This window comes from Collinsella aerofaciens (assembly GCF_902501475.1).
Lineage (GTDB): Bacteria > Actinomycetota > Coriobacteriia > Coriobacteriales > Coriobacteriaceae > Collinsella > Collinsella aerofaciens_AL.
Genome location: NZ_CABWIF010000015.1, coordinates 16514 through 33618, shown reverse-complemented (window position 1 = coordinate 33618; position 17105 = coordinate 16514). Strand labels below are relative to the sequence as shown.

The window sequence follows — 17105 nt, the reverse complement described above, 5'->3', positions numbered from 1 at the left end:
TCCGTTCGATTCATATGGTTTTAGTATAGGAAAAGGAATTTCTCGGGGCCGCCTCTCGGCGGCCTTGCGAAAAACAAATCCAAGTTAGACCATTTCAAATGGTTCGATGTCTGCCCGGATGCGACACATCTGGTGTGTCCATCCTCGCAGTATCCGGTTCTCAAGGTGCACGCCTGCGCTGGTTCCCGGTTCCACCGGGCCGCGCGGCAAGGAGATATATTGCCAGACCGGAGGGGCGCCGTGGGCGGGAATCTGGGCGTACACATTTCCTACACATCTTGTGATCCGACTAACGTTTGCCAGCCGTCAACTACCGCTCGCCGAGCATCTCTTTATATAAGGCAGTCTCATGGTTAAAGCGGATACGTCCCCCTAGCTAAAGCACAGCCAGCATCGAGCAACTCATCACGTTCTTCCACCGAGAACCCCTCGGCGTAGACGCGCACCACTGGTTCGGTCCCGCTAGGACGGACCAGCAGCCACGTGTCATCCTCGAATGACAGACGCAAGCCGTCCATATGACTAACGTTTTGCGGCACCTTGCCACAAATCGACTTGGGGTTTACGCCCGGCAGCAGGGTTCGTAACGTTTCGGCATCTTCGGCCTCAAGGCGCAAATCGCGTCGACCGTAACTCGTCTTACCAAAACTGTCCTCGAGTTGGTCGACCAGAACGCCCAAAGGCGCGTCCGTCTTTGCCATAAGCTCACACAGAATCAGACAGGCAAGGATTCCATCGCGCTCGGGCATATGCGCGGCGATGCCGATACCACCGGCTTCTTCGCCGCCTATGAGGACGCCGCCCTTCTTCATCTCCGCCGCTATATATTTGAAACCGACTGGTTTGACGGTCACGCGGCAGCCAAGCGCCTCGGCAATGCGACGTACGAGCGTCGAGCATGAAAGATTGACGACGACGCGCCCCTCCAAATTACGAAATTGAACCAAGTCGCCCAAAACGAGCGCAATGATCTGATGCGGATGTATATATCTGCCGCGCTCGTCAACCGCGCCGATACGGTCGGCGTCGCCGTCGGTCACCAGGCCAGCGCAAGCTCCGTCCTCGACAACCGTGCGCTCGCAAGCGTCCACCCAAGGCTCAACGGGGTCGGGGCAGATATCTTCTTGGTCAGACGCCTGCCCGGCGTGAATCTCGTGCACCTCAACGCCAAGCTCGCGCAGCAAGTCGGCTAGATAGCCCTGGGCTGCGCCGCCCATGGGATCGACAACCACGCGCAGGTGCGCGGCGCGGATGGCTTCGGCATCGACAAACGATGCCACCGCCTGCATATAGTCAGGAATGATATCCGCGGTGCGATATTGCCCCTCGATCCCCATTGGCTCGGGAGCCATAGTCTCTTCGAGCTCTTCGATGACATCCTGGTTGGCGGTCGAGCCGTCACCCATGCGAATCTTGAGGCACAGATAGCCCTGCGGATGATGGGACCCCGTCACCATGAGCGCGCCGCACGCTTCACCGTCATAAGCCGCCGCCCACGTAAGGGCAGGGGTCGGGACAGGTCGCGAAGCGAGCACGGCGTCTAGCCCGTGCGCTGCTAGCACACCCGCCGCAAGCTCAGCGAACTCGCGCGCCAGGGGCCGGGTGTCGAACCCTATATATACCGTTTTGCCCGGATTGGTCTTTTGCCACAACTCGCCGACGGCATCGGCGATACGGGCAACGTTATCGGCAGTGAAGTCCTCATCGACGCGAGCGCGCCAACCGTCAGTTCCAAAATGAATTATCGCGCACACGCGCAGACACCTCACAGTGTTTGGATCATGGTACGCATGGGGTATACCCGCAACATGCACTCGGCAACCTGCCGGCACCAGCATTCACCATTTGGGCAAATGCTGCCGAGGACATGCAAGCAATAAAAAAACCGCCCCGTATGGAGCGGTTTTGCCCTTTATATATCGAGCGCCTCGGCCATCGCGGCCGTAGTGATTGCCGTGGTTCCACAGCAACTGCCCACCATTGCGGCACCGGCATGTCTCCATTCGATGCATGCGCGCGCGAAAGCTTCGGGGTTCTCGTGCCATACGGGGCCATCCTGAGTCTGGACCGGATCGCCTACGTTGGGACGCACCGTGACGGGAGTAGTCGCCGATGTAACCATCCTGGGCACCGCCGCGTTCGCGGCCGCAAGCGAACAGCAATTAACACCAACCGAGTTTGCGCCGTGTTTTTCGGCGTACAAAACGGCTGCCTCGATGTTGAGGCCATCGCCCAACAGGTCGCCTTTATCGTCAACGACAAAACTCACCAGAACAGGCATGCCATCGGCGGCATCTCGGGCGCCGGCAAGCATGGGCTGCAAATTACGGATAGACGTCACCGTCTCGATCAGCAGACCGTCAACGCCGGCATTGAGCAAGGCGTGCGCCTGTTCGCGCGCAATGCCTCGGATTTCACGATACTCGGCAGAGTCCTCGGCAAACCACTCAATACCGATCGGGCCCATCGAGCCTAGCAGCAGCTGAGGGTGCGCCTGGCGGGCATCGTCGACGGCCCCGCGATTGACCTCCGCCACGGACGGCGCAATCTGGTCGTGCTTGAGGGCATAGCTCGATGCCTGAAAGGTGTTGGTAATGAGCACCTGTGCGCCGGCGGCGACATACAAGCGATGGATACGAGAAACGGTCTGCGGCTCTGCCAGATTCCAAAACGCCGGTGGAATGTCGGCGGCATCGTACTCACTCAACAGAACACTGCCCATGGGACCCTGCGCCAACAAGGTCTCGCTCGACAAGCGGCGCGTAAGTTCCTCGGCACCAAACCGGTTGTAATAACTCGTATCCATATATATCCCGCTATTCCTCGACGCTGATTCCCTGCTTTTCGAGATAGGCGAGCCAGCGGTTCATCGTGTCCTCGGAAAGCGCATGCTCCATCATGCAGGCCTCGGAATCGGCTCGCTCAAATTCGACACCGAGCTCCTGAACCAAAAACGTGCGGATGAGGCGATGACGGTACCAGATAGCCGTGCCAACCTCGCGGCCGCGATCGGTCAGGACTACCTTGCCGTAGTGCGATTGCTCGACAAGTTCGGATGCCTTGAGCGCCGAAACCGCTTTATTGACCGATGCCTTGGAGACGCCAAGGCGCTGCGCGATGTCGACCGATCGCACGCCGTTGGTTTCCCCCTCTTCGCTTTCAATGCGAACCATGCACTCCAAGTAGTCTTCGTTCGCCACCGTCAGATGTAGTTCGCGCGAGCTATTTGTCGTATCCATGATCTTCCGTCCCTTCTGCATTCAATGGCTGATTCTACCCCATCCAAGCGTCGTGGTATGCCGTGGCATACCGTGCTAGAGTTCTTGTTGCACACGACGACCAAGATTGGAGCGGTCTTTATGGAAAACACCACCACGAGCCCCGATGTCCTCGAACGCTTTTTGCGCTACGTCCAGATCAACACGCAGTCCGAGGATGCAAACTGCGACCAGGTACCCTCGAGCGCCGTTCAGTTTGACCTTGCCAACGTGCTGGCTGAAGAGCTGCGCGAGCTTGGTGCGGAAGATGCCCACGTGACCGAGCACGCCTATGTCTGCGCGCATATCCCCGCAAGTGCGGGCGCTGAGGACAAGCCCGCCCTGGGCCTGATCGCCCATCTCGACACCACCGAAGTTGCACCGGGCGCCGGCGTGAAGCCGCACATCGTACACTACGAAGGCGGCGACCTGGTCTGCGGCACGGTTGACGGTAAGCCCGTTGCCATGAGTACCGCCAAGCTTCCCGCCCTGAATGACCTCGCGGGTGAGGACCTGGTCTGCAGCGATGGCACCACGCTGCTGGGCGCGGACGACAAGGCAGGCGTCGCCGAGATCATGTCGCTTGTCGCGCGTATCGCTCAGGACCCCTCTCTGCCCCATCCCGCACTCGGCATTTGCTTCTGCCCTGACGAGGAGATCGGCCACGGAGCCGAGCTGTTGGATATCGATACCTTTGGCTGCAAGTACGCCTACACGGTCGACGGCGGCCCCATCGGCGAGCTGGAGTGGGAGTGCTTTAACGCCGCCGAGGCGACCGTCCGCTTTGAGGGCCAGTCCATCCACCCGGGCGACGCTAAGGGCCGTATGGTCAACGCAGGCAATCTGTTCTGTGACTTCAACGCGTTGCTCCCCTACGTGCAGCGCCCGGAGTATACGGAAGGCTACGAGGGCTTTTATCACCTTGAGGGTGTATCTGCGACCGTCGATCACGCCACAGCGCGCTATATCGTCCGCGACCATGACGCCGCCAAGTTCCAGCAGAAACTCGACCTTGTTGATGCCGCTGCCTCGATGCTCAACCAGCGTCTGGGTGAGGAGCGCGTGACGGTCGAGATTAAGCAGCAGTATCGAAATATGGCCGAGATCGTTCGTGACTATCCCGAGCTTATTGATGTTGCCAAGGAAGCCTACCTTGCCTGCGGCGTTGAGCCCCAAGTGCTGCCAATTCGTGGCGGCACCGACGGCGCCCAGCTGTCGTTCCGCGGTCTGCCCTGCCCCAACCTTTCCACCGGCGGCTATTGCTACCACGGCGTCAACGAGTTCGTCCCGGTCAGTTCGCTCGTCAAGATGACCGACGTCCTGCAGGAGCTCGTCGCCCGCTTTGCATAAGCCTGGCTGCATAAGCCCAAAAGACGAATCGCCCCGTCCTCAACCAAGAACGGGGCGATTTTTTTACTGCAACGAGAATAGGTTGACGCACGCCAGCCTCTTAACGCAAGGAGTGTCCCAAACTGCCGGCACAAAAGGAACGTCCCCAAGTGCCAAGTGCATCAAGAGTGTCCCCTTTGACCAGTCGTTTAAGAACGTCCCCAATGACTACCCATGTGCCAAGTGTTACGCCGATGTTTTGGCACCGACAGCGAAAACCCGCCAGAGCGAGCAAGGTGCCTTGAAACGAGGCGGCATTGATCTTTTGATCATGCCGCCGAAGTTGAAAGGCAGATTGCCGCTCTGGCGGGTTTGCAGCGTCAAGCGGTTACGCGGTTTGGTAAAACCGCGTAACTTAGTAGTTGGCCTCGTAGCCGTTACCGTCGCCGGTGGGCTCTTCGTAGTAGTCCGAATCGCTCGAATCGCTTGAGCCATCGGAATCGTCAGAGCTGACCGATGAGGTTGCGGTACCGTTTGCGTAGTCGTCAGACGTGTTGTTGTTCAGGTCGCCGATCGTAGAGCTAGAACCGTCGGAAAGACCCATGGTGTTGGGACCCTTGGGATCCTTGCCGGCATCGACGCGCTCCATCATTTCCTTGAGCTCGTCCTCGTAGACAAAGACGTAGCTCACACCGTCAATCATGGTGCTGTCGTCGGCGTACGAGGGCAGGTTGGCCGAGTAGATACCGTCGACATCCATACCGCGCATGGCGTTGACCGTAGCCACGATATCCTGAACGCTCATATCGGTTACGAGCATATCGGACAGCGAATTAACCAGGCCAAAGATCTTCGTGGCATCGAAGTTATTGAGAATCTGGTTGGCAAGGGCGCCAAGCACCTGACGCTGGTGGCGCATGCGCGTGTAATCGCCGTCGGCATAGGTGTAGCGGCAGCGGGCATAGGTAAGGGCGGTGGCGCCGTCCATATGTTGCTGACCAGCGGTAATCTTAATATCCAGGTGCTCGGGGTCGTCAACATCATCGGTTGCGTTAATGTCGATACCGCCAACCGAATCAATCAGCGCCTGCATACCGTCGAAGCTGACCTCGGCATAGTGGGAAATCTGAACACCGCACAGCTCGTTGACAGCCTCGACCATGGCCTCGGCGCCGCCAACGGTATGGCAGGCGTTGATCTTCATGGTCTCGCCCTTGTACTCGACCTTGGTGTCGCGCGGAACGGAAATGAGCGTCGCCTGCTTTTGCGTGGGATCAATGCGTGCCAGGATAATCGAGTCGGCACGGTACGTATCCTCGCCCGGACGGCCGTCGGTGCCAAGAAGCAGCACGTAGAACGGATCCTTTGCCTCATCGGTGTCAACCAGAACCCGACGCAGATTGTCGGTAATGACATTAGAATCGCCGAGCTTGCTCATAATGGTGGCAAACCACAGGCCGGCAGCGGTAGTGGCACTCAGCAGCACGCCAAGCACGACAATGAGCGCGACGTGACGAATCGTGTGGCTACGACGACGTTGGCGAGCGCGCTCGGAATAGCGAGCCACGTTATCGCGACTGTAGATCTTGGCCTGCGCACCAGTTGAGGGTCTTCGGGCGGTGGTATCCGCGAGGGGCTTTTTATTAAACATAGGCAACCTGTATTAGTAGATGACGGGATCGGGGACGGTAGCATGCTCGACATGCGCGCCAAGCGCCTGCAGCTTTTCGACAAACCGCTCGTAGCCGCGCTTGATGTGATGGATGGCCGAAACCTCGGTCGTCCCGTCGGCGATCAAGCCCGCTACGACGAGGGCCGCTCCGCCACGCAGATCGGGCGAGGTAACCTGTGCACCTGAGAAGCCCTTGACGCCATGAATCATGGCATGATGGCTCTCGATACGAATGTCGGCACCCATGCGCACCAGCTCAGAGGCAAACGTAAAGCGATTCTCGAAGATGTTCTCGGTGATAACGGAGCTACCATCGGCAAGGGCGGAGAGCACCATAATCTGCGCCTGCATGTCCGTCGGGAAGCCGGGGAACGGAAGCGTCTGGATGTCGACCGGCTTGATACGCTCGGCACGGTTTACATGGACGCCATCCTCGACGCGCTCGCAGTCGATACCCATGAGCTCCATCTTCTTGAGCACCATGCCCAAGTGAATGGGGCAAAAACCCGTGACGTCGACACCGCGATCGTCGGCCATCAACGCACCGGCGACGATAAAGGTGCCGGCCTCGATGCGGTCGCCCACTACGCGATGGGTAACGGGATGCAGCTCTTCCACGCCCTCGATGGTCACGACAGGCGTACCGGCGCCGACAATCTTAGCGCCCATCTCGTTGAGCATGTTGGCGAGATCGACGATCTCGGGCTCGCGGGCGGCATTGTCGATAACCGTGGTACCCTTCGCGCGCACGGATGCCATAATGAGGTTCTCGGTCGCACCGACACTGGCGAACTCGAGCGTGACGGTGGTACCGCGCAGACCTTGGGGCGCATTAGCGTTGATGTAACCGTGGGCGGTATCGAACTCAACGCCCAGGGCCTCAAGACCAAGAATGTGCATATCGATCTTGCGAGCACCCAGGTTGCAGCCGCCCGGCATGGCGATCTTGGCGCGATGGAAGCGACCCAGCAGGGGTCCCATCACGGCTGTGGAAGCACGCATCTTGGCAACGAGCTCGTAGGGGGCCTCCCAAGAATCGACCTGAGAGGTATCAATCTCGAGCGTGTGCTCGTCGAGAACATCGATCGTAGCGCCCATGCCCTTGAGCACCTTGCCCATCACGTGGACATCGGAAATATCGGGCACGTTCTGCAGCGTCGTCTTGCCCGGCGCCAGAAGCGTTGCCGCCATGAGTTTGAGTGCGGAGTTCTTGGCACCCGAGACGGGCACGGAGCCTCCGATGGCGTGGCCACCCTCAACGCGGATAATATCCAAGGTCTACCCTTTCAAAAAGCATGCCCGGGATGGCTGGGCCATCCCGGGCATGATGTGTTCGCAAATGGTCGAACGCTAAATCGTTTGACTATTGGGCAAGCTTGAGCTTACACCATGCGATTTCATTATAGAGGTAGGCGCGGCGTGCATCATCCTCCGACAAATTACCCAGCTTCTCTTCAAAACCTTGAATATCAGCTTTAAGCTTGTCGGCATCGACGGTCGCCAAATCGCAAGCGCGCTCGGCGAGAACGGTCACGACATCGTCCGCAACCTGGGCATAGCCGCCGGCCACGGCAAACGTGTGGTCGACAGTGCCCATGGCCTTATCGGAAACGCGAACGTAACCGCGGTCGATCGTGCAGATCTCGCTGGAGTGAGCGGGCAGGACGCCAAACTCGCCATCCGTGGACGGAATCGACACAAACGCAGCGTCGCCCTCATAGGCGCAGCTCACGGGGCACACGATGCGGATACGCATAACCTACTTCTCCCCCATCTTGCGGGCGCGCTCGCGCACGTCCTCAATCGTGGAAGCATAGCGGAAAGCCTGCTCGGGCAGGTCATCGGCCTTGCCGTCGACAATCTCGGCGAAAGAGCGGACGGTATCCTCGACGCGGACGTAGACACCGGGGTTGCCGGTGAACTTCTCGGCGACGTGGAAGGACTGCGAGAGGAACTGCTGAATCTTACGGGCACGGTTGACCGTAAGGCGCTGCTCCTCGGACAGCTCGTCCATACCCAGAATGGCGATGATGTCCTGAAGGTCGGAGTACTCCTGCAGGAGCTCCTGGACCTTGACGGCGACACGGTAGTGCTCCTCGCCGACGATCGAGGGATCGAGAGCGTCGGAGGAAGACGCAAGCGGGTCGATAGCCGGGAACAGGCCGAGCGACGAAATGCTACGCGAAAGAACCGTGGTGGCATCGAGGTGCGTAAACGTCGTGGCAGGCGCCGGGTCGGTCAGGTCGTCTGCGGGGACGTAGACAGCCTGGACGGAGGTAATGGAGCCCGTCTTGGTCGAGGTAATGCGCTCCTGGAGGTCGCCCATCTCGGTTGCCAGCGTGGGCTGGTAACCAACGGCGGACGGCATACGGCCCAGCAGTGCGGAAACCTCGGAACCTGCCTGGGAGAAGCGGAAGATGTTGTCGATGAACAGCAGAACGTCCTGGCCGCGATCGCGGAAGTACTCAGCGGTGGTAAGGCCGGCCAGACCGATGCGCAGACGCGCTCCGGGCGGCTCGTTCATCTGACCATAGACCAAGCAGGTCTTGTCGATAACGCCAGACTCGCTCATCTCGAGGAACAGGTCGGTGCCCTCGCGGGTACGCTCGCCGACGCCGGTGAACACCGAGGTGCCGCCGTGCTCCTGGGCGAGGTTGTTGATGAGCTCCTGGATCAGAACGGTCTTGCCGACGCCGGCGCCGCCGAACAGACCTGTCTTGCCGCCGCGGATGTAGGGCTCGAGCAGGTCGACGGCCTTGATGCCGGTCTCGAAGATCTCGGTCTTGGTGGTGAGCTCGTCGAAACGGGGCGCTGCATGGTGGATGGGGTAGAACTCCTCCACCTCGGGCATGGGCTTGCCGTCGACGGGCTTGCCCATGACGTTCCAAATGCGGCCGAGCGTCTTGGGACCAACGGGCATCTTCATGGGCTCACCGGTATCGGTGGCGATGAGGCCGCGCTGCAGGCCGTCGGTCGAGGACATGGCGACCGTGCGGACGACGCCGCCCGGAAGCTGGCTCTCGACCTCGAGGATCGTGCTCAGATGACCGATCGGGGTCTCGGCCTCGACCGTGAGCGCGTTGTAGATCGAGGGCACCGCGCCGTCAAACTTGACGTCGACGACAGGGCCGATGATTCGCACGATGCGACCATCACCGGCAGTCGTCTTCTTGGTGGCTTCCTCGACCGCAAGCTTTACGGTGTTATTAGCCATTACTGTTCCTCCAATGCTGAGGCTCCGCCGACGATCTCGTTAATCTCGGTCGTGATCGAAGCCTGGCGCACGCGACTATACGTGCGGGTAAGGGTCGAGATGATCGCGGTGGCGTTTTCCGTCGCGGAGTGCATGGCCTTGCGGCGTGCACCCTGCTCGGCAGCCGCCGAATCGATCAGGGCCTGGTAGATGACCGTCAGGATATAAGACGGCACAAGCTTGCCGAGAACATGCTCGGGAGAGGGCACGAACTCGAACGTGGACGAGATGCGCTTAGGGGCGTCGGTCTCGTTCTTACGCGGACCGTGGGCCATAGCGATCATCTCGGGGTCGAGCGGCAACAGATGCTCGACGCGAAGCTCCTGATCCACGCGGTTCTTGGCGTGGTGGTAGACAAGCTCGACACGGTCAAGCTCACCGGCACGATACGCATCGCAGATATGAGAGGAGATCATGCGGGCCTGATTGAAATCGGGCTCAGAAGAGTTGCCCTCAAAGTGCATGACAACGTTTGCGCGGTCACGGAAATACGTGGCCGGCTTACGCCCGCACGCGATGATCTCGCATTCGATGCCGTCGTTCGCCCAAGAAGCGGCGAGCTTTTCGGCCGTGCGCTCCACCGTCGTATTGAAACCGCCGGCAAGGCCGCGGTCCGAGGCAATAACGACAATCAGGCCATGCTTGACGCTCTCATGCTTCTGCAGCATGGGATCGGTGCCCGAACAGGAGGCGTCGCCGGCGACCGTCAACATGACGTCGGTCAGCGCCTCCTTATAGGGCTCGGCCTGCTTGGAGCGATCGAGGGCACGACGAATCTTGGCCGTAGAGACCATCTCCATCGTGCGCGTGATCTGCTTGGTCGTGGTAACCGAGGAGATTCGCTTCTTAATGTCGCGAAGGTTGGCCATGGGGCTTAGTTCTCCTCTGATCCAGAAACATCCGAATGGTGCTTGGCCATGAACTGCTGCTTGAAGTCGCCGATGACGCGCAAGAGCTCAGCCTTGGTGTCATCATCGATCTTCTTGGCGCGAACCTTGTCGAGCAGCGAACCAAAGCCATTGTCCATGTACTCGATGAGCTCGGCACGGAAAGGCAGCACGTCGGCGATCTCCAGGTCATCCAGGAAGCCCTCGTTGCCAGCGAACAGCGTAACGATCTGCTCGCCAACCTCAAACGGCTTGTAACGCGGCTGCTTCAGGAGCTCGGTCATGCGAGCACCGTGGGTCAGCTGCTTCTGAGTAGCCTCGTCGAGGTCGGAGCCGAACTGCGTAAAGCCAGCGAGCTCCTGATAGGAAGCGAGGTCCAGACGGAGGTTGCCGGCGACCTGCTTCATGGCCTTGGTCTGCGCATCGCCACCGACGCGGGACACGGAGATACCCACGTCGACTGCCGGGCGCTGACCCTGGAAGAAGAGCTCGGACTGCAGGTAGATCTGACCATCGGTAATGGAAATGACGTTGGTCGGAATGTAGGCCGAGACGTCGCCGTCCTGGGTCTCGATGATCGGCAGTGCCGTCATGGAGCCGTAACCGTTCTTCTTGGACATCTTGACGGCACGCTCGAGCAGACGAGAGTGCAGGTAGAAGATGTCGCCAGGATAGGCCTCGCGTCCGGGCGGACGATGCAGCGTCAGCGACATCTGACGGTAGGCCACAGCCTGCTTGGACAGGTCATCGTAGATGACGAGCACGTGGCCGCCGGGGTTGGTCTCGCCGGCGGGCTTGCCGTCCTCGCCGTTGTACATAAAGAACTCGCCAATAGCGGCACCGGCCATAGGCGCGATGTACTGCATAGGGGCGGAATCGGCAGCGGTGGCCGAAACGATGATGGTGTAGTCGAGCGCACCGTGCTGAGCGAGGGTCTCGCGGATGTTGGCAACCGTGGAGGCCTTCTGGCCGATGGCGACATAGATGCAGACCATGCCCTTGCCACGCTGGTTGAGGATGGCGTCGATGGCGATGGCGGTCTTACCGGTCTTACGGTCACCGATGATGAGCTCACGCTGACCGCGGCCAATAGGCACCATGGAGTCGATAGCGAGCAGACCGGTCTGAACCGGCTCGCACACCGGGGTACGATCGATGACGCCGGGAGCCTTGAACTCGATGGGGCGACGGTGCGTGGCGACGATGTCGCCCAGGCCGTCGATGGGCTGGCCGAGCGGATTGACGACGCGGCCGAGCATGGCACGGCTCACGGGGATATCCATAACGCGGCCAGTGGTGCGGCACTCGTCGCCTTCCTTGATGGAGTCGACGGCACCGAACAGAACGGCGCCGACCTCGTCACGGTCAAGGTTCTGGGCAAGGCCGAAGACGGTCTCACCGGTATCGGAGCTCTTGAACTCCAGAAGCTCGCCTGCCATGGCGCTCTTGAGGCCGGAGACGCGCGCGATGCCGTCGCCTACCTCGTCGACCGTTGAAACCTCATGCGTATCGACCGTCGCGGAGAGGCTCGTGAGCTGCTCCTGCAGTTTCTTGGCGATATCCTGGGCATTGAGGGTTTCGGACATTAGGCTTCACCTCCGTACGAATTAGCAGAGTTTGCGAGGGTCTCCTGCGCGATGCGCAGCTGCGTCTTGACGGAAATGTCACGACGCTCGCCGCGGGCCTCGAGCACCAGGCCGCCCACGATAGACGGGTCGACCTGCTCGATAAGGAATACCTTGCGGCCGAAGTCCTGCTCGCATTTCTTAGTGATGGTTTGACGCAGCTCGTCGTCGAGCGGGATCGCCGTGGTGACGGTCACGCCCACTACATCCTCGTCTTCCTCGGCAACATACTTAAAGGCAGCTGCCACCTTGGGAAGAAGGTCGAGCTGGTCGCGCTTGGACATGGTGTCGAGCACGGCGATGATCTCGGGGCTGGCAGAGGCCAGGCGCTCGACCATCTCGAGGTCCTCGAACACATGGTTCTCGGCCTTGGCGGCTTCCAAAAGGGAACGCGCGTAGGTCTCGAGCACCTTGTCCTGATAGCGGCTAGTCGGCATTCAGGCTACCTGCTTCCTGGATGTAGCGCTCGATGAGCTTCTTCTGCTCGGCATCGTCCTCGAGTGCCTCGCCCACGATCTTGGTGGCGACGGCAACGGACAGGTCGGCGATGGAGCTCGCGGCACCGGCGTAGATGGACTTGCGCTCGTCCTCGACGGTCGTATGGGCCTTGGCGATGATCTCCTCGGCCTCCTTGTGAGCAGCCTCGATGATACGGGCACGCTCGGACTCGGCGTCCTTACGGGCCTCGAGAACGATGTCGGCAGCCTGACGACGGGCGTCGGTGACGATCGAGTCGGACTCAGCGCGCTTGGCGATAGCCTCCTGCTTGGTCTTCTCGGCCTCGTCGAGGCTCTCCTCGATCTTCTTGCCGCGCTCCTCCATGGTTTTCATGATGCCCGGCAGGGCGACCTTGGCCAGCACGATCCAGATAATCAGGAAGGCGATAAGCGCCGGGATGAACTCCGCCATCTTAGGGATGAGGATGTCCGCACCGGCGGCGCCGTCCTCGGCGAACGCGGAAACCGGCATGAGCAGCGCGGCCGCGGACGCGGAGAGTGCGATCGCGCTCTTCTGGGATGAAAGATTCATACTTGACGCTCCGTGCTATTTAACGATCAGCGCGACAACGAAGCCGATCAGAGCCAGAGCCTCGCCGAAGGCGGAGCCCATGATGAAGACGGTGAACACGCGGCCCTGGACCTCAGGCTGACGGGCCATAGCACCCGTAGCACCCAGAGCAGACAGGCCGATAGCAAGACCAGCGCCGATAACACCAAGACCGTAACCGATAACTCCCACGATTCCTCCTTTGTCGTGCGTGTCTTATTTCACGCAGGATAACCTTTTTATAACTGCCGGGCTCCATGGGTACGGGCACCGGCGGTTTAACGAATTGCCTTACCATTAAGGCGCGAGCGGAAGACTACTCCTCCTCCGCGACCTCCTCTGCCTCGGAGACATACACGGCGGTAAGGACCGTGAAGACGTAAGCCTGGATGGCGCCGACCACAAGCTCGATCGCATAGATCAGGATGAGGATGGCAAGCCAGGCCAGCGAAGGCAGGGCGCCGACGGCGTGGGCCGCGGAAACCTGCTGAAGCAGCGGCTGCATGAACATGCTCGCCATGATGGCGAACGAGCCCATGACCACGTGTCCTGCGAACATGTTGCAGAACAGACGGACGGCAAGCGTGATGAGGCGCAGGAAGGTCGAGAAAAGCTCGACGACCCACACGAGCACGTTCATCGGGAAGCTCACGCCCTGCGGGGCGAGGCTCTTGATGTAGCCGATCACGCCGTGAGCCTTGCATCCGTAGTAGATGAAGTACACGAAGGCGAAGATGGCGAGCGCGGCGGTGGAGCCGATTGCACCGGTGCCGGGCTTCATTCCCGGGATCAGGCCGATCATGTTATTGATCAGGATGAACAGGAAAAGCGAGCACAGGAACGGGAAGTGCTTCTTCCAGTTCTCACCCACGACGCCCTTGCCGATATCGTTCTCGACGTACTCGATGATGTACTCGAAACCGTTGACGAAGAAGCCCTTGGGGACCAGGGTCTGCTTCTTCTTGAACACGGCCAGGACGATCAGGAGCACGATCGTGGAGACGATCAGCCAAAACGAGTACTGCGTGATGCCGCAGCTCAGATCGCCCACGACAGGGGTGGAGCTGAACTCGCTGACCAGATGATTAATCTCATCAGGCAGCTTTTCAAAAATTTCCACGACTTACCTTTCGACCTCATGAGGATCTCGTAGCGCCTTGGCGACGCGAACCGCGCAGGCGGCCATAAAGGCCACGAAGCCGATCGCCTCGCCCAGGAGGAACATGCGAAATGCCTCTCCGAACAACACAAACACAACCAAGGTAAAGACGAGCAGAGCGATTGCCGAGACCGCCAGACTCACCATACCCTTGAGCATGTCCGCATTCTGCTTATCGTCAAGAACCGGCTTGAGCGTAAAGACAAAGGGAAGGAAGGCAATCGCGCCCGCGATGGCACCTGCAACGATAGCGAGCAGATCGGCTATCTGAAACACTGGCGTCCTCACTTTCCTTTTTTATCGCCTCACAGGACAGTTCCCGCCAAACATTGGTGACTATTGTACGAGCCAATCGCTAAAGTACAACCGAAAAAGCATCGGTTAATACGCACCTGTTCGTTTTCTTAAGACCTTCTTTATGCCGCAGGTACGGTAATACGTTTTTCTCGAACCCTGCGGGGCAAAACGTCCGTTAACAGGAGTGCGCGCGGTCGTCTTTTGTTCGACCGCGCGCACCATTTCTTCGTATTTTCGACGTTAGCCGGTATGGCCCAGAGATTACAGCGTGCCGTAGATGCGGTCGCCGGCGTCGCCCAAGCCGGGAACGATGTAGGCAGCTTCGTTGAGATGGCCGTCGATGGCGCAGGTATAGATATGCACATCGGGGTCCTTCTCAGTCAGCGACTTGAGGCCCTCGGGGGCCGCGACGATGCACAGCATGCGGATGTCCTTGACACCGCGCTCGCGCAGGTAGCTGATGGCCATCTCGGCCGAACCGCCCGTGGCGAGCATGGGGTCGACGACCAGGCAGATGCGCTGGTCGATATCCTTGGGCATCTTGCAGTAATACTCGTGCGGCTCGTGGGTGACCTCGTCGCGCTCCATGCCGATGTGGCCCACGCGAGCGGAGGGCACCAGGTCGAGGATGCCGTCGACCATGCCAAGGCCCGCACGCAGGATGGGCACGATGGCGAGTTTCTTGCCGGCGAGCTGTTTGAACGTGGCGGTAGTGATGGGGGTCTCGACTTCGACGTCTTCCATGGGTAGGTCGCGCATGGCCTCGTAGCCGTCAAAAAGTGCGAGCTCGCGCACAAGCTGGCGGAACTGGTTGGTGCCGGTGTTTTTGTCGCGCAGGATCGACAGCTTGTGCTGGACGAGCGGGTGGTCGACAAGCGTCACACGGGACGCGTCGTAGGTGACGGTCATGGGTTGATTGCTCCTTTCGTTGCGGCCGCAAAACGGCCTTGCTGACAAGGCGCGAAGCAATGTTGCCACCGCACGCCATGCATTAGTTTAGCGGTTTGTTATATCGAGCAGCCCATCACAGCCCTACTGTGCGGTGCTGAGCGAGCGCCTGACTGCATCACGCCAGCCCGCAAGGTTTTGCTCGCGGCGCTCGGCGGACATGTGGGGAAGGAAAGTCCTAACGATCTGGGCATTTTGCTCCAGTTCTTCCAGGTCTTCCCAATAGCCGACGGCAAGACCCGCCAAGTACGCGGCACCGATTGCCGTGGTCTCCACCGTCTCGCATTGCAGCACGGGGATATCCAGCAGGTCGGCCTGGAATTGCATGATGAACTCGTTGCGCGAGGCACCGCCATCGACAGACAGGCGCTCGATCGAAAGCCCCACGTCCTGCTCCATGGCACGCAGCACGTCGTAGCTCTGATATGCCATGGACTCGCAGGCCGCACGCACAATGGTCGCGCGACTCGAGGCACCGGTCAGGCCGCACACGATACCGCGGGCACGCGGGTCCCACCAGGGAGCGCCCAGGCCAGCGAAGGCGGGGACGAAGTAGCAGCCCTCGTTGTCGTTGATCGAAGCGGCGAGTTGCGCGGACTCGCTCACACTCGAGATGATGCCCATGTTGTTGCGCAGCCAGTTCATGGTGGAACCGGCAGCAAAGATGGAGCCCTCGAGTGCATAGCTGATCTTGCCGTCCGCGGCGATACCGATCGTGGAGACCAGACCGTTCTTGGATTCGACGACCTCGTCGCCGGTGTTCATGAGCATAAAGCAACCCGTGCCATAGGTGTTTTTGGTCTGGCCGGGATGGAAGCAGCAGTGGCCGAACAGCGACGCCTGCTGGTCGCCCGCCACGCCCATGATGGGCGGCATGTTGGTCATGATGTCGCTCGCGACGCGGCCGTAGTCGCCCGAGCTCCAACGAACCTCGGGCATCATGGAACGTGGAACGTCAAAGAGCGCCAGCAGGTCGTCGTCCCAATCGAGCGTATGGATATTAAAGAGTGCCGTGCGGCTGGCATTGGTGTAGTCGGTGGCAAAGACCTGACTGCCGGTGAGGTTGTAGATGAGCCAGGTGTCGATGGTGCCGAACATGAGGTCGCCCGCCGCCGCGCTCTCACGCGCACCGTCGACGTTGTCGAGGATCCACTGCACCTTGGAAGCCGAGAAATACGGATCGAGCGTGAGTCCCGTGCGGGAGCGCACCAGCTCTTCTGCGCCCCGCTCGACCAGCTCGTCGATCAGAGGTGCGGTGCGACGGCATTGCCACACGATGGCGTTATAGATGGGTTGGCCGCTTATGCGGTCCCACACCACCGTGGTCTCGCGCTGGTTGGAGATACCGATGGCGGCGATGCGGTCAGAATGGATGCCGCTCTTAAACTGGACCTCCATCATCACGCCGATCTGGCTGGCAAGCACCTCCATGGGGTCTTGCTCTATCCAACCGGGACGCGGGAAGCTGGTTTTGACGCTACGACGTGCCTGCGCGACGATGCAGCCGTACTCGTCGACGATGGTCGCAAGTACCGAGGTGGTGCCGCAGTCGAGCGCCATGATGTAGGAACCGCCAAAGTTAAACGAGGCATCTTCCATGCCCAGGCTGCCCAGATTCAACGACATCGCTT

The 17105-nt window shown here is 60.0% G+C and carries 17 protein-coding genes; 1 reads left to right on the top strand and 16 read right to left on the bottom strand.

Annotation, left to right across the window (positions count from 1 at the left end):
• Window positions 1-353: 353 nt before the first annotated feature.
• The 3 genes from GDJ93_RS04510 to GDJ93_RS04500 all read right to left on the bottom strand — a co-directional run bounded on the left by GDJ93_RS04510 (window position 354) and on the right by GDJ93_RS04500 (window position 3239).
• Complete coding sequence (locus tag GDJ93_RS04510; RefSeq protein WP_152067900.1) at window positions 354-1754, bottom strand: phosphoglucomutase/phosphomannomutase family protein; 1401 nt, start codon at window positions 1752-1754, stop codon at window positions 354-356.
• A 158-nt stretch (window positions 1755-1912) separates the two neighbouring features.
• Window positions 1913-2806 carry a homocysteine S-methyltransferase family protein gene (locus tag GDJ93_RS04505; protein ID WP_152067899.1) on the bottom strand — a complete coding sequence of 298 codons (894 nt, stop codon included), beginning with the start codon at window positions 2804-2806 and terminating at the stop codon, window positions 1913-1915.
• 10 nt (window positions 2807-2816) lie between these two features.
• Window positions 2817-3239, bottom strand: a complete 423-nt coding sequence (locus GDJ93_RS04500) for a metal-dependent transcriptional regulator (protein WP_035138800.1) — start codon at window positions 3237-3239, stop codon at window positions 2817-2819.
• A gap of 120 nt (window positions 3240-3359) precedes the next feature.
• Here GDJ93_RS04500 and pepT point away from each other — a divergent pair, with 120 nt between their 5' ends.
• On the top strand, window positions 3360-4607 hold the full coding sequence (gene pepT, locus GDJ93_RS04495) for a peptidase T (protein WP_152067898.1): 1248 nt from the start codon (window positions 3360-3362) through the stop codon (window positions 4605-4607).
• A gap of 394 nt (window positions 4608-5001) precedes the next feature.
• Here the strand turns inward: pepT and GDJ93_RS04490 are convergent, their stop codons facing one another.
• The 13 genes from GDJ93_RS04490 to glpK all read right to left on the bottom strand — a co-directional run bounded on the left by GDJ93_RS04490 (window position 5002) and on the right by glpK (window position 17100).
• Complete coding sequence (locus GDJ93_RS04490; protein WP_152067897.1) at window positions 5002-6237, bottom strand: LCP family protein; 1236 nt, start codon at window positions 6235-6237, stop codon at window positions 5002-5004.
• 12 nt (window positions 6238-6249) lie between these two features.
• Complete coding sequence (gene murA, locus GDJ93_RS04485) at window positions 6250-7533, bottom strand: UDP-N-acetylglucosamine 1-carboxyvinyltransferase (protein WP_152067896.1); 1284 nt, start codon at window positions 7531-7533, stop codon at window positions 6250-6252.
• Window positions 7534-7621: 88 nt separating this feature from the next.
• Complete coding sequence (atpC, locus tag GDJ93_RS04480; RefSeq protein WP_006235718.1) at window positions 7622-8014, bottom strand: ATP synthase F1 subunit epsilon; 393 nt, start codon at window positions 8012-8014, stop codon at window positions 7622-7624.
• A 3-nt stretch (window positions 8015-8017) separates the two neighbouring features.
• Window positions 8018-9472, bottom strand: coding sequence for a F0F1 ATP synthase subunit beta (gene atpD / locus GDJ93_RS04475; protein ID WP_152067895.1), 1455 nt, complete (start codon window positions 9470-9472; stop codon window positions 8018-8020).
• Entirely contained in the window at window positions 9472-10380 is a 909-nt protein-coding gene (atpG, locus tag GDJ93_RS04470; RefSeq protein WP_006235716.1) for an ATP synthase F1 subunit gamma, read from the bottom strand. The genes atpD and atpG overlap by 1 nt, the downstream gene beginning before the upstream one ends.
• Before the next feature lie 5 nt (window positions 10381-10385).
• A complete protein-coding gene (gene atpA, locus GDJ93_RS04465) occupies window positions 10386-11984 on the bottom strand; it encodes a F0F1 ATP synthase subunit alpha (protein WP_152067894.1) in 1599 nt (532 codons plus the stop codon).
• A complete protein-coding gene (locus GDJ93_RS04460) occupies window positions 11984-12460 on the bottom strand; it encodes a F0F1 ATP synthase subunit delta (protein ID WP_035138792.1) in 477 nt (158 codons plus the stop codon). The genes atpA and GDJ93_RS04460 overlap by 1 nt, the downstream gene beginning before the upstream one ends.
• Window positions 12450-13052: a F0F1 ATP synthase subunit B gene (gene atpF / locus GDJ93_RS04455; RefSeq protein WP_006235712.1), complete on the bottom strand. Its 603-nt coding sequence runs from the start codon at window positions 13050-13052 to the stop codon at window positions 12450-12452. The genes GDJ93_RS04460 and atpF overlap by 11 nt, the downstream gene beginning before the upstream one ends.
• Window positions 13053-13067: 15 nt before the next feature.
• Window positions 13068-13262 carry an ATP synthase subunit C-like protein gene (locus GDJ93_RS04450; RefSeq protein ID WP_022094262.1) on the bottom strand — a complete coding sequence of 65 codons (195 nt, stop codon included), beginning with the start codon at window positions 13260-13262 and terminating at the stop codon, window positions 13068-13070.
• Between the two features lie 124 nt (window positions 13263-13386).
• The gene (gene atpB, locus GDJ93_RS04445; protein ID WP_022094263.1) at window positions 13387-14190 is read right to left on the bottom strand and encodes a F0F1 ATP synthase subunit A; all 804 of its coding nucleotides are present in this window, start codon (window positions 14188-14190) and stop codon (window positions 13387-13389) included.
• Between the two features lie 3 nt (window positions 14191-14193).
• Window positions 14194-14505 (bottom strand): hypothetical protein, encoded by a 312-nt coding sequence (locus GDJ93_RS04440; protein WP_035138788.1) that lies wholly within the window; start codon window positions 14503-14505, stop codon window positions 14194-14196.
• A 282-nt stretch (window positions 14506-14787) separates the two neighbouring features.
• Window positions 14788-15435 carry a uracil phosphoribosyltransferase gene (upp, locus tag GDJ93_RS04435; RefSeq protein WP_152067893.1) on the bottom strand — a complete coding sequence of 216 codons (648 nt, stop codon included), beginning with the start codon at window positions 15433-15435 and terminating at the stop codon, window positions 14788-14790.
• A 123-nt stretch (window positions 15436-15558) separates the two neighbouring features.
• On the bottom strand, window positions 15559-17100 hold the full coding sequence (glpK, locus tag GDJ93_RS04430; RefSeq protein ID WP_152067892.1) for a glycerol kinase GlpK: 1542 nt from the start codon (window positions 17098-17100) through the stop codon (window positions 15559-15561).
• Window positions 17101-17105 lie beyond the last annotated feature (5 nt).